This is a genomic window from bacterium (genome assembly GCA_039961635.1).
Classification (GTDB): Bacteria; 4484-113; 4484-113; order JAGGVC01; family JAGGVC01; genus JABRWB01.
This window is the reverse complement of record JABRWB010000058.1, coordinates 43,738-61,933: the sequence shown is the minus strand read 5'-3', so window position 1 is coordinate 61,933 and position 18,196 is coordinate 43,738. Positions and strand designations below refer to the sequence as shown.

The 18,196-nt window shown below is 57.9% G+C and carries 16 protein-coding genes; 2 read left to right on the top strand and 14 right to left on the bottom strand.

The genetic code is table 11. The annotated features are described in order from the left end of the window. Window positions 1-29 precede the first annotated feature (29 nt). Window positions 30-1,193 carry an HDOD domain-containing protein gene (locus tag HRF49_09325; GenBank protein ID MEP0814847.1) on the top strand — a complete coding sequence of 388 codons (1,164 nt, stop codon included), beginning with the start codon at window positions 30-32 and terminating at the stop codon, window positions 1,191-1,193. On the opposite strand, the gene HRF49_09320 is transcribed toward HRF49_09325, so the two are convergent. The 12 genes from HRF49_09320 to HRF49_09265 form a co-directional block, all read right to left on the bottom strand. Next, window positions 1,194-2,477, bottom strand: coding sequence for a redoxin domain-containing protein (locus HRF49_09320; GenBank protein ID MEP0814846.1), 1,284 nt, complete (start codon window positions 2,475-2,477; stop codon window positions 1,194-1,196). Window positions 2,478-2,487: 10 nt separating this feature from the next. Next, a complete protein-coding gene (locus HRF49_09315) occupies window positions 2,488-2,799 on the bottom strand; it encodes a thioredoxin family protein (protein ID MEP0814845.1) in 312 nt (103 codons plus the stop codon). Between the two features lie 68 nt (window positions 2,800-2,867). Next, complete coding sequence (ribD, locus tag HRF49_09310; GenBank protein MEP0814844.1) at window positions 2,868-4,076, bottom strand: bifunctional diaminohydroxyphosphoribosylaminopyrimidine deaminase/5-amino-6-(5-phosphoribosylamino)uracil reductase RibD; 1,209 nt, start codon at window positions 4,074-4,076, stop codon at window positions 2,868-2,870. A gap of 2 nt (window positions 4,077-4,078) precedes the next feature. Then, a complete protein-coding gene (locus tag HRF49_09305; GenBank protein MEP0814843.1) occupies window positions 4,079-4,729 on the bottom strand; it encodes a hypothetical protein in 651 nt (216 codons plus the stop codon). Window positions 4,730-4,760: 31 nt separating this feature from the next. Beyond that, on the bottom strand, window positions 4,761-7,265 hold the full coding sequence (gene pheT, locus HRF49_09300) for a phenylalanine--tRNA ligase subunit beta (GenBank protein MEP0814842.1): 2,505 nt from the start codon (window positions 7,263-7,265) through the stop codon (window positions 4,761-4,763). A 358-nt stretch (window positions 7,266-7,623) separates the two neighbouring features. Continuing rightward, window positions 7,624-8,706, bottom strand: a complete 1,083-nt coding sequence (locus tag HRF49_09295) for a phosphodiester glycosidase family protein (protein ID MEP0814841.1) — start codon at window positions 8,704-8,706, stop codon at window positions 7,624-7,626. A gap of 13 nt (window positions 8,707-8,719) precedes the next feature. Next, window positions 8,720-9,460 (bottom strand): SIMPL domain-containing protein, encoded by a 741-nt coding sequence (locus tag HRF49_09290; GenBank protein ID MEP0814840.1) that lies wholly within the window; start codon window positions 9,458-9,460, stop codon window positions 8,720-8,722. A gap of 76 nt (window positions 9,461-9,536) precedes the next feature. After that, complete coding sequence (locus tag HRF49_09285; GenBank protein MEP0814839.1) at window positions 9,537-9,881, bottom strand: DUF2752 domain-containing protein; 345 nt, start codon at window positions 9,879-9,881, stop codon at window positions 9,537-9,539. A gap of 126 nt (window positions 9,882-10,007) precedes the next feature. Next, window positions 10,008-10,517 carry a CD225/dispanin family protein gene (locus tag HRF49_09280; GenBank protein MEP0814838.1) on the bottom strand — a complete coding sequence of 170 codons (510 nt, stop codon included), beginning with the start codon at window positions 10,515-10,517 and terminating at the stop codon, window positions 10,008-10,010. Window positions 10,518-10,643: 126 nt separating this feature from the next. Then, on the bottom strand, window positions 10,644-11,879 hold the full coding sequence (locus HRF49_09275) for a hypothetical protein (protein MEP0814837.1): 1,236 nt from the start codon (window positions 11,877-11,879) through the stop codon (window positions 10,644-10,646). A 165-nt stretch (window positions 11,880-12,044) separates the two neighbouring features. After that, window positions 12,045-12,923 carry a hypothetical protein gene (locus tag HRF49_09270; protein MEP0814836.1) on the bottom strand — a complete coding sequence of 293 codons (879 nt, stop codon included), beginning with the start codon at window positions 12,921-12,923 and terminating at the stop codon, window positions 12,045-12,047. 235 nt (window positions 12,924-13,158) lie between these two features. Continuing rightward, complete coding sequence (locus tag HRF49_09265; protein ID MEP0814835.1) at window positions 13,159-14,499, bottom strand: DUF4139 domain-containing protein; 1,341 nt, start codon at window positions 14,497-14,499, stop codon at window positions 13,159-13,161. Between the two features lie 208 nt (window positions 14,500-14,707). Between HRF49_09265 and HRF49_09260 the strand changes: the two genes are divergently transcribed. Then, window positions 14,708-15,754, top strand: coding sequence for a hypothetical protein (locus HRF49_09260; GenBank protein ID MEP0814834.1), 1,047 nt, complete (start codon window positions 14,708-14,710; stop codon window positions 15,752-15,754). On the opposite strand, the gene HRF49_09255 is transcribed toward HRF49_09260, so the two are convergent. After that, the gene (locus HRF49_09255) at window positions 15,751-16,434 is read right to left on the bottom strand and encodes a response regulator transcription factor (protein MEP0814833.1); all 684 of its coding nucleotides are present in this window, start codon (window positions 16,432-16,434) and stop codon (window positions 15,751-15,753) included. The two genes, HRF49_09260 and HRF49_09255, sit on opposite strands and share 4 nt — an antisense overlap. Then, window positions 16,434-18,167, bottom strand: coding sequence for a HAMP domain-containing histidine kinase (locus HRF49_09250; protein MEP0814832.1), 1,734 nt, complete (start codon window positions 18,165-18,167; stop codon window positions 16,434-16,436). The genes HRF49_09255 and HRF49_09250 overlap by 1 nt, the downstream gene beginning before the upstream one ends. Window positions 18,168-18,196: the final 29 nt, after the last annotated feature.

Below are 18,196 nucleotides of genomic sequence, written 5' to 3'. Positions count from 1 at the left end.
TGGCATTGGTAGTTGTCCTGGCAATTTTTGTGAGCATACTAATTGCGCTTTCCAAACGAAAAGCACAGCCTGCATCCACCGGTTTCAAATCCTCTTCCATTCCCAAATCGGTTCAGGAGGAAAAGCGCCAGGCGGTGGCCACTCCCGTAGCGGAACCGGCGGCAACCTCGGCGGCGCCGGAGCCTCAGCCCGCGGTTGACGACGAAGAGCCCGAGATTGAACCGGAAGATGCCGTCATCCCTCCCGAACTTGCATCGCTCAAGCTGATAACGGAAACCGACCTTTCGGCGGACAAGATGGCGGAAATTGAAACATTCCACAAGAACAGCCCGCGTCCGCCTTCACTGCTTTACGAGATTTTCCAGCATCTGACGCTGGGCACTTACGACGCGAAGGAGTTCTCCAAGCTCGCGGGCGGGGATCCGGTGCTCGGCGCAAAGCTAATTCAAACGGTAAACTCGCCGTTTTTCGGTCTGCGAAGCGAAGTGAACAGCGTCCAGCGCGCGGTCATTTACCTCGGATTCAATTACGTTAAGGACATCGCGTTAAGGCAGGCGATGGAGGTTTCGTTCAAGGGCGACAGGGGGAACCTGCATCCCGCGTATCACAAGTTCTGGATGGCGTCGTTCGTGGCCAGCGCGCTGGCCTTCAGGCTGGCGAAGCATCTGGATATGGATGACAGCGCGGCACTCGCCACGAGATCGCTTATGTCTTATCTCGGAAACCTCTCGATACTTGCAAACAGGCCGGAATGGGGCGACATTTACTTGGAAAAACCGGGCCTGCTCCAGCGCACCTTCGCGGAGCAGGATTATCTGGGTTTCAACGCAGCGATAGTCGGCTCTTCTCTTGCTTCATTCTGGAAACTGCCGGCGGCGGTCAAAGATGCGATTCAAACCAGTCTCTTGCCGCTCGCTTGCAACGCATCGGATTCCGGAGCTAAAGATTTTGCAGGCCTTGCGGTAACTTACTTCTCCTGCCGGATAGCCGATCAGGTCGCATTCGGCGGACTCAAAGACATCGCCGAAGCGAACGCGAATCCGAAGGAAGTTCTCGAGCTGTTCCGGCTTCCGGGATATCTCAAGCGTGCAAAGGCGGAGCATATTGCAGACTACCTCCAGGAGCCCAGTCTGCGCACCGAGGTCAACAGGGTGATTTCCCAGATGATGTCCGACAAATCCATCCAGGGCTAATCAAGCCCCGGAAAGCGACTTTTCTATTAGGCCTTCCATGTCCTGTGGCAGCGGAGCATCGATGTAAATTATTTTGCCCGAGCCGTCAACCAAAATATTTGTGGGCGTTCCGAACAAGTCATACGCTTTCCAGATTTCGTGATTCTCGTCAAACACGATCGGATAAGGCATATCGTGCGACGAAATGAACCTCTCGACGGTGGCCCGGGTTTCATTGGTCTTGGTGTTGACGCTGAGCACGACGAATCCGCGATCCTTGTACTTGTTGTAAACCTCAAGAAGGTGCGGCATTTCCTCGATGCAGATCGCGCAGTTCGTGCTCCAAAACGTTAGCAGGGTCACCTTGCCCGGAACGAAAGTATCCGAGAATTTTTTCGTTTCGCCGCGGTAGGAATATTCGAAGTCGATTGGAGCGTCCCCGGGCTTTGCCGGAACGTCGCCTTCCGCCACGGACACCACCTTGCCTAGAAGCTGCGACTCCGCTTCCGCGGCGGCATTATTCACTTGCGACTGCGCTTGCCTACCCGAAGACGCATTCACCGGCAACGCTGAAGGCAACCCGCCGAAATTCTGCCCCGCTTTGAACGAGTAGAACAACGCGAAAAGCACGAAAGCCCAGCCGAAAACGTGCTTTACCGCGGTCATCCACGCGCCTTGTTTTTTCTGCAGGCTCGACGCGACTCCGGCGAACGTCCCGACGATCATCGGAAGGAACGCTACACCGAACGCATAAAGCAGCATCATGAAAAATCCGGTGACCGGATTGCCTTCCTTGGCGATGTAAGTGAGGATGAACAGCACGACCGGCCCGAGGCACGGCGCCGCGATAAGCCCCGAAAGCCCGCCTGTCAGCGCGACCGCGAAATATCCCCGCTTCTGCTGCGCGTTCGCACTGGCCGAGATCAGCGCGTTCGGAACCGGCATCGTGTAGATGTCGAACATCATCAGCGCGAAGAAGCTGAAGAACAGCGCGATAAGCAGGTACGCGATCGGGTGGCTCGCGACCGCGGCCAGCGACGCGCCTACTACGCCCGCGAAAAGCCCCAGGATCGCGTAAACGATCGCAAGCCCGATTCCGTAGGTCAGGCTCAGCGTGAACGCCTGGCCGCGCGTCCCGCTTGTGTTCGACGCGCCGATGGTTATCGCGGTTATCGGCAGAAGCGGGAACACGCAAGGCGTGAAACTGGACAAAATCCCGCCAAGAAGCGCCAGCGCGAACTTGAGCACCGGCCCGGCGGTTATGAGCATATCCTTTACGGACGATCCAAGAGCGTTCAAATCCATAATTTTCGCCTCAGCTTAGGACGGCTTCGAGCATCTGAAGGTTCAAGTTGGCGCCAAAGCGCTTCTCCTCTTTGCCTGCCTTGAAGATAATCACGGTGGGGACGCCCATCACGCCGAAGCGCTGGGCCAGCGCCGGATGCGCGCCGACGTCCACGTATCCCGCGTCCACCTTGTCCGCGTGGTCTGCTGCGAACTTTTCGACTATCGGGCCGATGCGCTTGCAAGGGCCGCAACAGGTTGCGCCGAAGTCGAGAACGAGCGTCTTTGTAGTCGCCAGCATCTCGTCGGCGTTTTCAGGCGTCATGTTTGGCAGATTGGACATAAAATCCTCCAAAAAGAGCCCGGATGGGCCGGGTATTTATACCAGAGGGAGACGATTTTCGACCAAGGCTATGGCCGCTTGCGAAAAAACGAGGCGACGTCGTTTCCAAGTTTAATTTCGTCCCTTTGAATGCCTTCTAAGGCATTCCCACGAAGTCGGGAGTTAACTATTTCCGGCACCGGTACACCCGCGCCAATTTCAAGGCCGGACTTGAAAACGAGCAGCCTATCCCAAAATTCCCGCTCCAACAGTGCGCTCCAGACCTTCGCTCCGCCTTCGACCAGCACCGAGTAAATCCCCATCTCCGGCAGCTTTTCAAACAGAGATTGCCAGTCAAACCCGCCCGCCGCCAATCTCTCAACACGTAAAACGGATACATGCGGCGGCAATTCCGGAAGCACGGCGTCGTCCGGTGCAGCGACAATCACCTGCGCATCACCGGTTTCGCAATCCCGGATTCTGCCCGCGCGTTTCGCACGAAACAACTTTGCCTCTGGCGGCAGGTCACCGGATGCTGTGACAACAATCGCCGCCGGATCGCGCGGCCGCTCGATTTCGATTCCGTCCGCTGCAAGCACATCCGGCCTGACCGTGAGCAGCGGATCGTCCATCCGCAGCGTCCCCGCGCCGATCAGAATCGCATCGTACTTTTGGCGCAGCTCATGCGCGTACGCGCGCGCCTGCGGCCCCGTGATCTGCGCCGGAGCGCCGCCCGGCCCCGCGATTCTGCCGTCTGCGGAAACCGCGGCCTTTATCGCTACGAAAGCTCGGCGTCTCGCTCCCGGCCGATCTTGTGGTTGCGAATGCCGGTGGTAAAACGCGTCGTTCAAATCCCGGCATTCGTCTTCCAGCACTCCCGAAACGACTTCGATTCCCGCGGCTTCCAATATCGCGCGCGCGCAACCCGCGCTGCGCGGATCCGCGTCGTCCGCGCCCCAGACAACCACGGAAATTCCCGCGGCGATAATCGCGTTCACGCAAGGCGGCTGGCGCCCCTCGTGCGAGCACGGTTCGAGATTGCAGTAAAGCGCCGCGCCCTTGGCGCATCCCGGCGTAATAACTCCCGCCGCGCGATCCGCCGCGCTTGACAGCGAAAGAAGCGCCGCGCGCTCCGCGTGCAATCCGCCCAACTCCAAATGCGCGCCCTCCGCAAGCACCTCGCCGCCGCGCACGATTACGCATCCGACCAGCGGATTTGGCGACGTCCAGCCCAGCCCGCGCCGCGCAAGCGCGAGGCATCGCCGCATCAACTCTGCATCCGATTCCCGCTTGGACAACCCTACCCCGTCCTTAGACGGGACGCGAGCACTTCTATCGCATCCTTGAGGTCGGATGCTTCAAGCGGATCGGGCAAGTTGTAGCGCCGGGCGAGCGGCGTGTACAGCTTGCGCACGCGCCCAAGCGCGATCGTGACCATGTCGCCCGCGCCGGATGCCTTTTCCGCCGCGGCGAGGTCTTTGGCGCGAAGCACCCAGAACCGCCACTGGTCGAGATCGAAAGCGTCCCAGCCTTTCTCCGATTCGTGCATCTGTACGGCGAATACGTACAGGTCGGACCAAAAAGAGCGTTTTCCAGTGTAGGTGATTCCGTCCTTCTTTAAGCGGTCGGGTTTCATCCCGTCGAACTCGAAGTGACGGGTCGGCCCCCACACCTGAAGCACCGCCGACGCCTTGACGAAAACCGACACGGGCCGGGATTTGGCTTCGTAAACGAAGTCGAACTCCCGCAACACGTCGCGCGGCGACGGCTTGACGCCCAATATGGACGCCACCATCCACTTGGCGAAGACGCCGCGGTTGATGTTCGCCATCAAATCGCTGAATCCGTACTGCCAGAATTCGACCGCGGTTTTGCGCTTCAGATTGAATCCGCGTCCGTACAAATGCGAATTCTTTGTCGCATACCTGCCCTTGCTTCCACTTGCTGCCATTTCAAAACCTCCTGCATGGGATTGTGAACAATTATTCGCGCGCGGACGCGCGGTACAACGCCAACACCTTTGCCCATAGCTCCGGATCGGCGAAAATCGAATCGCTTTTTACCTGCTCGTAGTCGCGCAGGACCGCCGCGTGCTTTTCGTACGACGACGAAAGCACGCACAAGATCGCGCGGTCCACCTCGTCGTTCGTCAACGTCCGGTCCGCGCGCTGAAAACGAAGCGAGAACGCAAGGTTTTTTACTGGAACCGTTTTGCCGCCGATTTCCCGAGGCGCCAGTCGCTTGCCGGTGAACTGATCGAACACGAACGCATCCGCAAGACTCCCCCCCGCCGCGTCGCGGATTGTCGTAAGAAGCTCCGCAGCAGGTGTTTCGAGCGGAACAACGAGCGCCAAGTCGCGCAAAATCGCGGGAAATTGCGAAGGCGAAATTACCCTGCGGAAATCCGCCCTTGCCGCACGCAACGCGTCCAAATTGATTTCCGCGATGGCGATCCTTCCGCGCGCGCCTTCCATCGCGTCAAGCTCGTTGCGGAGTATTCCCACATATCCGACCGTTTTTCCCGATGCGAGAACGGCTACGGATCTGTCGCGCTCGAGCCACCGCGGACATTCAGGGCCGGCACCGGCAAATCCACCATCGCTCACGAGTTCATTCACCAGACGCCGCACAATTCCTTTTGCGGCGAAAAGCGGTGATACATTCCCGAATTCGGGGCCGGCGGCCGCCGGTGAGACGGAATCTTCACCTACGATGAACGCCAGCGTCCGTGTCTCGAAATACTTCGCCCCGTTCCTATCAATGGAATACGCATAATCCGCCGAAGGCTCGCCTGTGCGGTACACACGCCCCACCTCGTAAAAAACGGGAATCGGCTCCGAATGCTTGCGCCGGTTGAGCGTAAGGACTTCGACCAGTCCGGGCGCGAGCGAAGTCCGAAGCACGCTCATTTCTGCCGTGTCCGGATTGGCGATCTCCACATACGACCAATCCTCCGCTGGTGCGCCTTCCGCCCTTCCCTGCCACCTTTTCCCGACCGAGGGATTGACAAGCGAATAAGTGCGTATTTCCTGCAATCCCATCGAGCGGCAGATATCGCGAATCCGCGCCTCCCAGGCGAACGATTCCTCGAACCTCCCCGCGGCGAGCGGCAGTGTCGGCATTGATGGTTCGAGTTTAGAGTACCCGTACAGCCGAAGCACTTCTTCGACCAAGTCCTCCGCGATCGCGAGATCGCCGCGCCAGGACGGCGGCGTCACGCTAACGACCGGGGGCTTGCCAAAAACCGTGAATCCCGCTGATTCAAGCAGCCCCGTGATTTTATTTTCGGCGAGTTTCAGGCCGAGAAGGCTCTCGACCTTGGAAAGTGCAAACGATATTGATTGCGGCTCCGCGCGTCTTTCATCAGCGTCCCTGAAACTGCCGGGCACGAATCGCCCCGCGCCGAGTTCGTGCGCAAGATATGCGAACCGAAGCGCTCCGCGCAGCGTGCCTTCCGGATCCACCCCCCGCCCGAACCGCAGCGACGAATCGCTCATAAGCCCCAGGCGCTTGGACGTTTTCCTGATTCCGACCGGCGTGAAATACGCGCTTTCCAAAAACAGCTCGCGCGTTTCTTCCGTTACCTCGCTTTCCAGGCCGCCCATCACCCCGCCGATGGCGACCGCTTTATTTTCGTCGGCGATGACCAGGTTGTCCTTCGCCAGCGTGTATTCGTTGTGATTTATTGCCGTGAACTTTTCGCCGTCCGCCGCCCTCCGCACGATAATCCCGCCGTCGAGGCGCGCCGGATCGAACGCGTGAAGCGGCTGGCCCAACTCCATCAGCACGTAATTCGTGATGTCCACGATGTTCGAAATCGGATTGACGCCGAGTGAAGCGAGCCGGTACCACATCCAGTCGGGCGAATCCGCGATGCGCAGCTCGGAAAATCCCATCCCGATGTAGCGAGGGCACAGATCGGGCGCGTCAAGCCTTATCGGCCGCGCGATTTTTTCATCCGTCGCGCCCGCGCCGTCGAACACCGCGGGTTCGCGCCAGGAATTGCCGGTGAGAATCGAAACTTCGCGCGCGATTCCTATATGCGAAAGCAGATCGCCGCGGTTGGACAACGTGTCGAATTCCAAGACCGCATCGTCCCGCACTCCGTTCCAGCCGAGCGCATCGGGAATGACCAGCGGGAACCGCAGCGAATTCAGGCCCAGCTCGGCAAGCGTCGGAATCTCAAACACCGCGCCCGGGCCGCCCCCGCCGCGCGCCAGAATCGTGAATCCCGGGGGGATGTGCCGCGCGCGCGACCGCGCGTGGAATCGCCCGTCCGGAATTTCGATTTCGTATCCGAAAACCCCTTCGTCCTCCTCGCCTTTTTCCGCCCGCACCCTGGCGGCTACGCAGCCTTCCGTAAAATACGCGCTGAAACATGTAAAGCCCTCGGCCTCGGTGCCCTGCATCGTCAGGCCGCGCGCGATCTCGGCCGCTTCCAGCCGGAAATCCACAAACTCCCTAAGCCAGGAAAGAAGGACTTTCATCGTTCCACTCCGCGATACGCGGCGGCCAAACCTCCGCCGCGCCCGCATTATAGCAGGGGGGGGAGTGAATGCAAGCACGATTTTAAGCGCCGTTGTCCAAACTGCGCCCCGCCCCGATCCCGCAAAGCCGCTTCGGCGTCAATGCCTGAACATCGAAGATGAATTCCGGTATCCATGCGCTCCGCCCAACGCAAGTTTTATGCGGACGACAGCCTTGCCCCGATTTGCCAAACCGGGGCATAATCTTTTCGACGGCAAGCAAAGTGATTGCGAAATCGTAGTCTAAAGGAAATTCGAAGCCGGCAGCAACGCGCACCTCGAATCCATCGGCGAAATTACCTAATCTTTGCTTGGCAGCCTACCTCGCCACCAGCGCCAGCGCGTTCGAAAGCTCTCTGCCCGGCGCCGTCGCGTATTTCCCGTCCGCCCACAGTCCGCTCGACGCGCCGCCGTCCAAATTAATCGCGTCGTACGCGCCCAAAGCAAGCATCACGTCCGCCATCTGGCGCACCGTCGCGCTTCCACAAGTGACCAACAATATCTCGCCGCCCGCGGTGACGCCCACAGCGCTGCGCGCGCCGGTGTTCGTCAGGATTTTGGGACTCATGAATCCTTCGGCTTCCGGCTTGTACGCGACCGCGCCGCCGGCGACGAGCCGCGGCCCGCATCCCACCGCCTCCGTGCATTTCGACCAGAACGCGGCGGAATGATCTTCGCTGCCGCGAGGCGCGCCCGCATCCGCAAACGTCCAGCGAACGTTCACAATCCGCCCGGAGAGAAATTTCTTGGCAAGGTACTCCTCCCCCCCCGAAAACACTATCACGAATCCGCCTTTCGGAATCAGCATCGGCCCTGCGCCGGATTCCTTTACCTTGTAGTCGCTTCCGACGGCTATCTGCGTTCCCTTCGCGGGGGTGGAGTCGCCCGCCCACAGCGAGTTGTACACGGCCGCGACGCTCGCCTGCTCCGCGGTGTGGTTCAGAAGGAACGCGTACCAGTCGTCCGGCCAGCCGTAGTTTGAATCCAGCCCGCCCTTGATGCGGATCTTCAGCCGCTCCATCAGGTATCCCCCGTCCTCCGCGAATCCAAGCGTCGTCCCCGTATCGCCGATGTGCGCAACCGCTCCCCCCGTGATCAAGTTGTGATACGGCGACTTTATTTCGTCCTTGGAATACGCGTCGAAAAAGCTGCCGTTTATCGCCGCGGCCGCGCCCGCGCCCACGGCCATCTCTTCCAGAGTCGCAGTCGCGCCAACCTTGCCCTTCGCAAGCAGCACCTTCGGCCGGTACAGCGACAGCGGCGCGCGGACTACGTTCACCTGAAAGGATTTTCCGCCCGCCTCGATTTTTTTCGATACAACCGAGGGCTGCGCGCACACGGGCGCGGATATTGGGAGCCACAAAATCCAAGCCGCCAGCGATGCAACCGCGATCTTTTTCATTTTCTCCTCCGAGCTACTCCACCGCGAACGTGATCGACACCACCGCGGTCACGTCCTTTTGCAGCGAAGAAGTATCGTACATTCCGTAATCCGACACTTCGGTAGAGAACCGCGGCGTAATCTGGAACACGCCCATCCGCGCCTGGCGAACCGAGCCGACCCTGCCCCCCGCGCTTTCGGCGATCGCCTTGGCGCGGCTCTTCGCGTCCTTGGTCGCCTCCGCCAGAAGCTCGCCGCGGATATCCGCAAGCTTGGTGTACAAGTATTGCGGCGCCCACGACTCAAGCGGAATCCCCTCGTTCAACAGCACAGCTATTTCTCCGGGCAGCGCCTCGATTGCGGCGACGTCCTCACCCTTCACTTCGAAAGTCTGGGTGATGCTGTACTCCCAGTGGCGAGTTTCGCTGCCGTCCGCGTGCTTGTCGGTGATCACGTAGCGCTCGCTCTGGAGCGGATTGAACGTTATCCACTCGTCGGGCACGCCCTTGTCCTTGAAAAACTGCCGGACGCGCGCGGAATATTTCTCCACTTCGGCGTACGCGGCCTGCTGCGTCAGCGCCTGGAACGACACCGAGCCGCCCCAGGTTATGTAGTCCGAAGTAATCTGGCGTTTCGCCGAGCCGGTGACCGTTATCAGGTCGTTCGCGCGCTTGATTTTGACCGCCGCGGCGGATGCGATAACCGCGAAAACGACCAGCGCGGCGGACAGGACGACGAGACCCCAGAAATGCTGGGGAAATTTATCGGAAGACATGCACGGCCTCCTGGGGAGCACCCCCGGTCAATTATAACCGCGCCGGCCGCGGGCAAGGTCGCATGCGAGATACGGGCTACCGCGGCCGAAGAAATTCGAACGCGGGAATGGGGATGTTGCGAAGCACGGTGAACGCGATAAGCGCCGCCAGAAGCGTCCAAAGCAGCGCCGCGGGCGCGGGCCGCAGCCGCGGCCGCCATCCGAAAAACGCGCCGCCCGTTTCAATCGCGAGCAGCCAGAGAATCACCGGCAAAAGCGCCGCGAAAAACAGGTTGTCGCGCAGCGCGGCCGCGAAATCGCCGTGCACAAGCGCGTGAAAAGCGCGCGTGGTTCCGCATCCCGGGCAGTAAAGCCCGGTGAGGGAGTGAAAAACGCAGCGGGGCAGAAATCGCGATTCGGAAGGATCGAATTTCAAAAACATGACCGCGCCGAGCACGAAAGCAAGCCAGCACAGGACTATGAAAGCCTTCCCGGACGCGGACGCGAAGTTCCATTGTCCCGGACGGGTTGATCCTGCTCCTGATTCGCGGCTTGCATTTCCCACGGTTTAAAATCCGCCGGTGCCCATTTCCGCCATAATCGCCGCGAAATTGAGCGCGAACGCCGCAATGTTCGCAATCAAGCCGAGAACAAGCGCCAGGATGAAAAACAGCCGCGCGTTATTGGAGGATGATACCGCCCCCGCATAATCCCCCTGCGCAAGCTTTGTATTCACCTGAGCCGCAAAAATTATCGAAACGACGCCAAGCGGAACGCAGCAACAGATCGTCGCGATGATTGCCTCGACCAGCCAGTTTTTCACCTGCGGCGGCGGAGCGCCCTGCCCGCCGTAGTATCCGCCCGCGTGGGGATGCGGCTGCGCGTGGGTCCGTTGAGCTTCCGGGGGCTGCGAATATTGCGGGCGCCCGGTTTCCGGCGGCTGCGAATAGGGCGCGCTCCCGGCATCAGGAAGCGCCTGTCCCTCCCCGGATGCGGGCTCCTTGATCGGCTGTCCGCAGGCCGTGCAGAAAGACGCGTGGTCAACGTTGCTTGTCCCGCAATGCCTGCAGAAAATCATCTGGCGTCTCCGGCGGAAAAAATGAGATGTACCGCTACAGCCGGGGCGAGTATATGCCCGTCAATCCGGTGTGTCAATGCGCCGCCGGGCAACGATTTGGCCAGTTCAGTGCTAATTTCGAATTGATCATTTTTTCGGAAAAACCACAGAAAATCTAAGGAAGGAAACCCGGCCGCCGCCTACGGGAACTTTGAAAACCGCTGTCGTAACGCTCGTTCGCTCGTATTCAAGGCTCGAATTGGATATTTTCCAAGTCCCCGGCTGAAGTCCGAATTCATACTCGATTTCCACGCTTCTTCGCGTCCGGTTCCAGAATTTGACCTCATAATCGCGCAGGCGGCGTTTTTTGTCGTAATCCGATTTCTTGACGGCCGCCTGCAATCCGGGCGCGTAACCCGCCTTCAGGCGCACCGTCTCTTTTCTTGGAGTGTGGTCGAGAAAGTCCTTTCCCAGTTCGATAATCCCGCCCCGCCTGTCGCGCCGCTGGACTCGCACGTTACCCTTCGGAAGCGGGATCCCCAGCCCGTTTTCCTCTACGTTGTCGAATTCGTAAACAAGGTTCACGTTCGCACCGAAGCCGTCGTAAGTCAAAATCCTGCGCACGGGAACGTTTTTCGCTCCGATCAGCTTTATCTGCTTTAGCTGATTGTTCTGTATCGAAGTCGGCCAGGGCACCGTGTACATGTGGTACTCGAAAATTTGCGAGTCCTTTATTTCCCCGATCCAGTCTCCGTCTTCGTCAATCGTCGCATAGGTTCTGAACTGCCCTGGCTTCCGGATGCGCACGTTTCCTGCCACCAGGTTGAGTGTCGCGTCTTCGAACGAAATTCCGCATTCGTTTTCAAGCGTCACCAGCCCTTCAAGCTCGGCCATCGACTCGTCCTCTTCCACCGCGAGGATATAGCTGCAGCGCCAGTCCAGGCCATCCGTCAAATAGGAAAGCTCGTATTCGAGCGTTCCCGCCGACTCCGCTTCAATCTGCCAGTTGAGCGTCGGCGAGATGAGCAGCTCGCCCGCTCCGTCGGGAAGCTCAATGCTGTGGGAACAAGGCATATAAAAATCCGAAGGCGAAAAAACAATCCCGTCTTTTTCCACGATAAGCCGGCGCGATACCGAAAGCACAGTAACCTTCTGCCGGTCGCCGGTTTTGTTGTTCACCAGTGTGATTTCGCGGCCGATATATTTCTGCAAAAGCACGCCCGCGGAAAGCAGGTCGTAGTCGAAGTTCTGCTCCAGCACTGTGACTGCCGGGCCGGAGACCGGTTTGAAATGCACGCTCGTTGGATCGATTTTCGGTGCGATGTCCGTAGCGGTAATTTCGTTTAATCCCTTTACCACGTTAAACGATCGCTTTTGCGTCACCAGCGCGAAGCTTCTGTTGTAAATCGTTACCTAAAGGTTTCCGCGCGGCCCTTCGTCAGCAACTGCTGCTGCCGATAGCAAGATGTACACCGCCGCAAATGAAGCAACCTGCATCGCAAATTTGCGTTGCATAAGCCCCCCTTTTGGCCTTGATCTTACAAAATGCTAGCTGGGAACAATTTGAATGAACTTATATTGGTTGAACTTGTATGTTCGCCTTGCAAGCGACCATTCTTCCCATTGAATCCATCGGCTTTGGTTGATCGATTCCGGTAGCCATATGCCGTTTTTTGTTGTGTAGCAGTATTCAATTTTACTAAGTTGTAGATCTCCGGTAAAATTGTTTATGTACGGGGCATCCTCGAAAATAATCTTGCTGATGTACTTGCCATATTCGTCGTTCGCATACTCAATGGAAATGGTGAATTCAAGTTTGCGTTTATTGCGTGCCTGAATCTGACTAATTAGATCGTCGCGCCATTCCAGCGTCACCTTATCGAACGCGGGAAGCGGCACTTGCCTTACTCCAAACGACCCGCCGAAGAATTCAGGAGAGCTTCTGGACTTGCTGACCTCGATTGGAAAGTCAAAATACCAGATATTGTGCTTGACATTGAGTCTCTGATAAACCGCGTCATCAAGTCGGATGCGAAGCAGCAGGAATGGCAGTGCGGCAGGCTGGAAATCTTGAGTGGAACCGACATAGGCGGAAGATACAGCCAACTTCGGCTCTTTCCACCATCCCTGAAAATCCGAGACTTCGCATTTCATTTCAACCTGAGGAACCGACTCCAGGTACATTGAAGGAAGACATCTTTTGATCGAATTCAGGTATGCCTGAAGTCGTACTCCGCAGTCCGGATTAAGCTCATTCCAATGTTTTCCCAGCTCTCCCGAACGGGAAATCACCGCCCATTTGACGCTTGCATCTGCAACATTCTGTTGCGCGCTTACGGATGACGCTAAACCAACAACTGCGATAAATGCCGCCAAAACACAACCGCTAAAAAACCTCATTGCCCCCATCTCCTTGGCTGCATACAAGACCGGGCCGCCAGAAAATTATACCATCGAAACGGCACTCGCTGGCACTGTCAAGACCAGTTAAAAGCTCCGCTCGAAAAATTCAGCCCAAAAACCCCGCAAAACGGAGCGATTTTTTTTTTTTTTTTTTTTTTTTTTTTCGAGTTTACGCGGCGGAGAATTCCGCGAACGCGTTTTTTAAGCCGATTTTAGACCGTCTTATGTTAAGCGATTTGAGCTAATGGCCGGGCCAGGCTTACTTCCACCGCACCTCGAACGTGAAGTTGAGCGTCGCTTCGCCGTCCGCGGCGACGGGGACCTTGAACTCCGCGGTCCACGCGTCCTTCTTGACGTAGTCGAAGTTGCTTTCGACCATCTTCCAGTCGCCGTATATCTGGTGCGGGACGACGACGGTGATCGCTTCCTTCTCCTTGCGGTTCTTGATCTTCACCTGCCAGGTCTCGCGGTAGCCCTTGCCGATGTCAGAGTAGTTCGTCTGCGTTTTCTCGCCCACGATGTCGAACGCGTCGCCGATGTACAGCCGCACTGTCTCCTTTCGCGGAGTGTGGTCGACCCAGTCTTCGCCGATGAACTGCGGCACGCCCGCGCTGTCCCGCTTGAACACGCGTATCTTGCCCTTCGGCAGCGCGATGCCCAGGTTGTTCGCCTCCTCGTTGTCGAACTCGACCTTGACCTGCACCTTGTCGCCGCCGGGATAGATGTACACCTTGCGCGTCGGAATGTCCGCCGCGTTCAAGAGGCTTATCTGTTTCGTCTGGTTCATCTTTATCGTCGTCGCGCGCGGCAGCGTGTAGAGGTGGTACTCGAAGAACGATTCCTCCTGAAATCCCGCGCCGTCGGCCATCTTTGCGGCCTCGGGAACGGCTCCGGCCCAACCGGCCGGCGCCGGCTCCTGCACACGGCGCACGTCGCCCGCGATTAATTGTAGTTTTGCGTCGCGGTAGGTCGCGCCGCTGTTGTTGTTCAGCGTCACCCAGCCTTCCATGTCGCCGGTTTTTTCCGTGTCCGCCAGCAGGAACACGTAATCACAGTTCCACGACATCCCGCTTGTCATGTACGAAAGCTCGTAGTTCACAGTCCCGGCCTTGTCCGCCGCGATGTCCCAGTTGAGCGTCGGTTCCAGCAGAAGCTCGCCCGTCCCGCCGGACAGCTCCACTCGTCCACCCGGATTGAGAAGCACAGTTCCGTCCTTTTCCACGACCATGCCGCCCGATGTCGACAGAAGTTTCACTCGCGAACGGACTCCCGTTTGCGTATCCACAAGCGTGATTTCCTTTCCGATGTACTTGGACAGCAGCTTGTCGCTTGAAAGCAGGTCATAGTCGAAATTCTGCTCCAGCAGGTACGTCGAAGGCCCGGACAGCACCTTGAAATGGACGCTGGTCGGATCGAGAAGCGCGGCGACATCCGTCACCGTCAGATGGTTTATCCCCTCGCCCAGAGTGGTCGTGCGCACGTCGCGAACGAGCGCGAAATTGTCGTTGTAAACGGTAAGCGACAGCTCCGACGCCGACGCGCAAAGCGAAAGCGCCGTTGCGGCAAAAGCCGCGGCAAGTACCAACACGCGAATCTTCATTTCGATTCCCCTTTCGGGCGGATGCCCGGATTCCTTTTGCTCCGCGAAACGGAACGGCGGTTAAACTCCTCCGTCAGCCATAAGTTTACCACCGCGGATGTGCGCAGGAAAACGCCGGCGGCAGCGCTCTCGAATGCGCGAGCGCGCAATCGAATAAATGTCTGTTACAATCGTCATGAGTCAGGGGTAGACTCACCGGAGGCAAGTCGTGAGAAAGGCAGTCGCAATCCTGGCGGTGCTGGCCGCCATAGCAATCTACGTGGGGGCGCCGCGGGCGCAGATGTCCTGGGACGGAGTTCACTCGGTCGCAATCGGCCCAGACGGCGCGCTTTATTTCCTGTACGGGCCGGACATAGAAAGGCGCATAAACAAGCGAGTCGAGAACATCAATTCCGATCAAGGCGTCTCGGCGGAAATGAGCCGGATACGCGTCGCTCCTGACGGAACGATTTTCGCCAACGACCTTCGCGGCGGGCGCGTTCTTCGCATAAGCGGAGGCCAGGCGGAAACGATTTTGACCAAGGGGGATCCGCGAATCAGCCCGGATCCTTTCATTTCCGGGCGGTTCCAGCCCGACGGCCTTGCGATCGACTCGGCGGGGAACATCTTCATCGGCGACATCGGAAACGGCTGGCTGCTCCAATACGACAATTCGGGCCAGGTCAAAAGGCTCGCCGGGGTGGATCCGGTATACGAGGGGGCGGGAGAGGGCGCACGTATAACCCAGGAGTCGAAGGGACTCTTCGACGGCCCGGCGCTTCAGGCGAAGCTGCGCAATCCGTCATACCTAGCGGTCGGTCCGGACGGCTCGATATTCATCGCCGAGGGAACCGACGGACTTATCAGGCAGTACAAGCAAGGTAACCTGACCACGATCGCGGGCGGTCTCAAGCCTGACGGGACGCGCGAAGTCGGATTCCGCGACGGGCCGGGTACGAGCGCTCTCTTGGGCTGGCAGCTCACCGGACTTGCCGCGGACAAGGAAGGCAATCTTTTCGTGATGGACAACCAGAATCACTGCGTCCGCCAGCTTTCCTGGGATGCGGCGTCGGGGATGTATTACGTTTACACTCTCGCCGGCTCGCCGAAAAATCCGGGCACCAACAAGGACGGCAACGGATTCAACGCGGACTTTGCCAGTTACCTGGACCTCGTCGTGGACTCCAAAAAGACACTTTATCTGGCGAACTCGTCCGACTACAACATAAGAACCGTTTCCTGGATGGGGGAAGTCCGCACGATCAACGTGCGCTAGTCCATGAAGCGGTAGCCCATCCTGTGCACCGTGATTATATGGTGCGGATTCTCGGTGTCGTCCTCGATTTTCTTTCGCAGCTTGGCTATATGCGTATCGACGGTACGCGTGTTCGGGAACACCTTCGACTCGTATCCCCAAACTTCGTCCAAAAGCACCGAGCGCGGAATCACTTCGTTCTTGTGACGCACGAAAACCTTCATTATCTCGAATTCCCTGTGCGTGAATTCCAAATCCCGCCCGCCTTTGGTCGCCTGCATATTTTTGAAATCTATTTTCACGTCGCCGAACGAGTACTCCCCTATTTCCCCCCGGCTCTGGTATCTGCGCAGCACGGCGTTGACGCGCGCAAGCAGCTCTTTCACGCTGAACGGTTTCGTAATGTAGTCGTCCGCTCCCGATTCCAGGCCGATAATTTTGTCCATCTCCTGGCCTTTGGCGGTGACGAGAATCACCGGAAGACCGCGCCGTTCTTTCCTTAGCTGGCGCAAAACTTCCAGCCCGCTCATTCCCGGCAGCATAATGTCCAAAAGCACGAGATCGGGAGACGAGTACCGCGCCATTTCCAGACCCGTTTTGCCGTCCTCGGCGCAGATTACTTGATATCCCTCGAAACGAAGATTGTGCTCCAGGCCGAACCTCATGTCCGGCTCGTCTTCCACAACCAAGATTTTAGCCATCAACTTTTGCGGCCCCCGGAAGGTTGTCGAAGCGGCCCGGCACCGCCTTCGCCGGGTTCGCGCGATCCAGCGCTTTCCGGAAACAGAAGGCAAAACTCGCTGCCCTTGCCCGGCTCGCTTCTCACGTCTATTCTACCCGAATGCGCGTCCATAATATGCCTGACCACGGCAAGCCCCAGCCCGCTTCCCTTAACCTTGTAAACATCCTCGTTTCCCGCCCGGAAGAATTTGTCGAAAACGCGCGTGAGGTCTTGAGGCAGTATGCCGATTCCGTAGTCGCGAACGGACACGCGGACGAATCCTCCCGACCGTGACAGTCCGACATCTATCCGGCGCTCGTCCCCGCTGTACTTCACCGCGTTGTCGAGCAAGTTCAGCACGGCCTGCTTGAAGCTGTCCCGGTCAACTTCAGCGAAATATTCGCCGTCGCCCGACTGCACGTTCACCTTGAATCCTGCCGTGTCAAGCTGAAACGCGTACGCATCCAAGGTATCCGACAACAACGATTTCAAATCCTCGGTGGCCATTTCATACTTCTTGCGGCCCTCTTCGATGCGGCTGAAATCCAGAATGTTGTTTATAAGATTGGTCAGTCTGACGCTTTCGTTATGAATAATCGAGTAAAAGCGCTTCTTTTCCTGTTCCGACTCGACCCTGTCCATTTCGAGCGTTTCCGCGAACAGCCTGATTAGCGAAAGCGGCGTTTTCAGCTCGTGGCTTACATTCGACACAAATCCGCTTTTTAATTTGGCTAGCTGCAACTCCTTCGACACCAAGTAATAAAGCAGCAAAACGCCCAAAACTATGAGCGCGAACAAACCGGCAAGCAGCGCAAGCATCGAAGTGACCAGCCTGTCGTTGACGCGCACGCGCTCCCGATTGGCGACGAAAACCCGGATTCCCCACAACGATGATTCGTATCCCTTCGAGTCGTAAACGTAATTTCTGGAGGCCGCGATATCGCTCGTCGCTTCATGCGCCTCGTCGTTAAAAGGCAGCAGGTTGAAATACACTTCCGCCCCCAAATCCCGCGGGACTTCGTCCATTCCGCCCATGATTTTGCCCGAAGGAAACATCTCGTTGTAAAGCCCCCTCGCTAGACGCAAATACTCCTTTTCGTTCAAACGATAGGTAAGAAATCCAATCGTATTGCCGGATTCCTCCGCGACCAGCGTCATCACCCAGGTTTCGTCGGCGAACCGCATTCCCCAGATTGCGACCGTGTAGCCTTGGTAGGTCTTCGGCGTGAAACCGCGCGGCAGATCCCTAAAAGCTTCGCCCTCCCTGAACACCTGAAGCGTCCGCTCTTCTATCGGCTTGATGAGTTCCGAAACCGGCTTTTCCGTAAACGACTCTGGATCGTAATACAGCGAACGGACGGCTGCCGGATACATCGACCCCGGATACCAAAAAAACGCGTCGCTCATTTCGCTGGATTTCTCAAGGAATCCCAGGACTGCCCTGATTTCCGCAGGATCGCCGAAATTTTGCCCCTTGACGAAACGCTCCGCAAGTTCGAATCCCGGCCCGTAAAGCGGCATCTCGAGTGTTGAGATCAACCTTTTGGAAAGGTCGTGCCCGACCTGCTCGAAAAAGAAATCCTCCCTTATCCTGATTTCCCGCAGGCTGTTGTAGGCCAAATAGGCCATTATCGCCGCGGGCAGCACCACCAGAAACAACACAACTCCCGCGACGAAGATCCGCCTTATCAGCTGCTGCTTTACGGTTGCCACTTCCGGCCTCGAAAGGCATCCTCCAGTTC

Coding starts and splice junctions, on each gene's coding strand:
- HRF49_09295 (MEP0814841.1), bottom strand. CDS start 8,706: ATGAAAAAGATCGCGGTTGCATCGCTGGCGGCTTGGATTTTGTGGCTC.
- HRF49_09255 (MEP0814833.1), bottom strand. CDS start 16,434: ATGGCTAAAATCTTGGTTGTGGAAGACGAGCCGGACATGAGGTTCGGC.
- HRF49_09285 (MEP0814839.1), bottom strand. CDS start 9,881: ATGTTTTTGAAATTCGATCCTTCCGAATCGCGATTTCTGCCCCGCTGC.
- HRF49_09315 (MEP0814845.1), bottom strand. CDS start 2,799: ATGTCCAATCTGCCAAACATGACGCCTGAAAACGCCGACGAGATGCTG.
- HRF49_09265 (MEP0814835.1), bottom strand. CDS start 14,499: ATGAAGATTCGCGTGTTGGTACTTGCCGCGGCTTTTGCCGCAACGGCG.
- HRF49_09305 (MEP0814843.1), bottom strand. CDS start 4,729: ATGGCAGCAAGTGGAAGCAAGGGCAGGTATGCGACAAAGAATTCGCAT.
- HRF49_09320 (MEP0814846.1), bottom strand. CDS start 2,477: ATGGATTTGAACGCTCTTGGATCGTCCGTAAAGGATATGCTCATAACC.
- HRF49_09280 (MEP0814838.1), bottom strand. CDS start 10,517: ATGATTTTCTGCAGGCATTGCGGGACAAGCAACGTTGACCACGCGTCT.
- HRF49_09290 (MEP0814840.1), bottom strand. CDS start 9,460: ATGTCTTCCGATAAATTTCCCCAGCATTTCTGGGGTCTCGTCGTCCTG.
- pheT (MEP0814842.1), bottom strand. CDS start 7,265: ATGAAAGTCCTTCTTTCCTGGCTTAGGGAGTTTGTGGATTTCCGGCTG.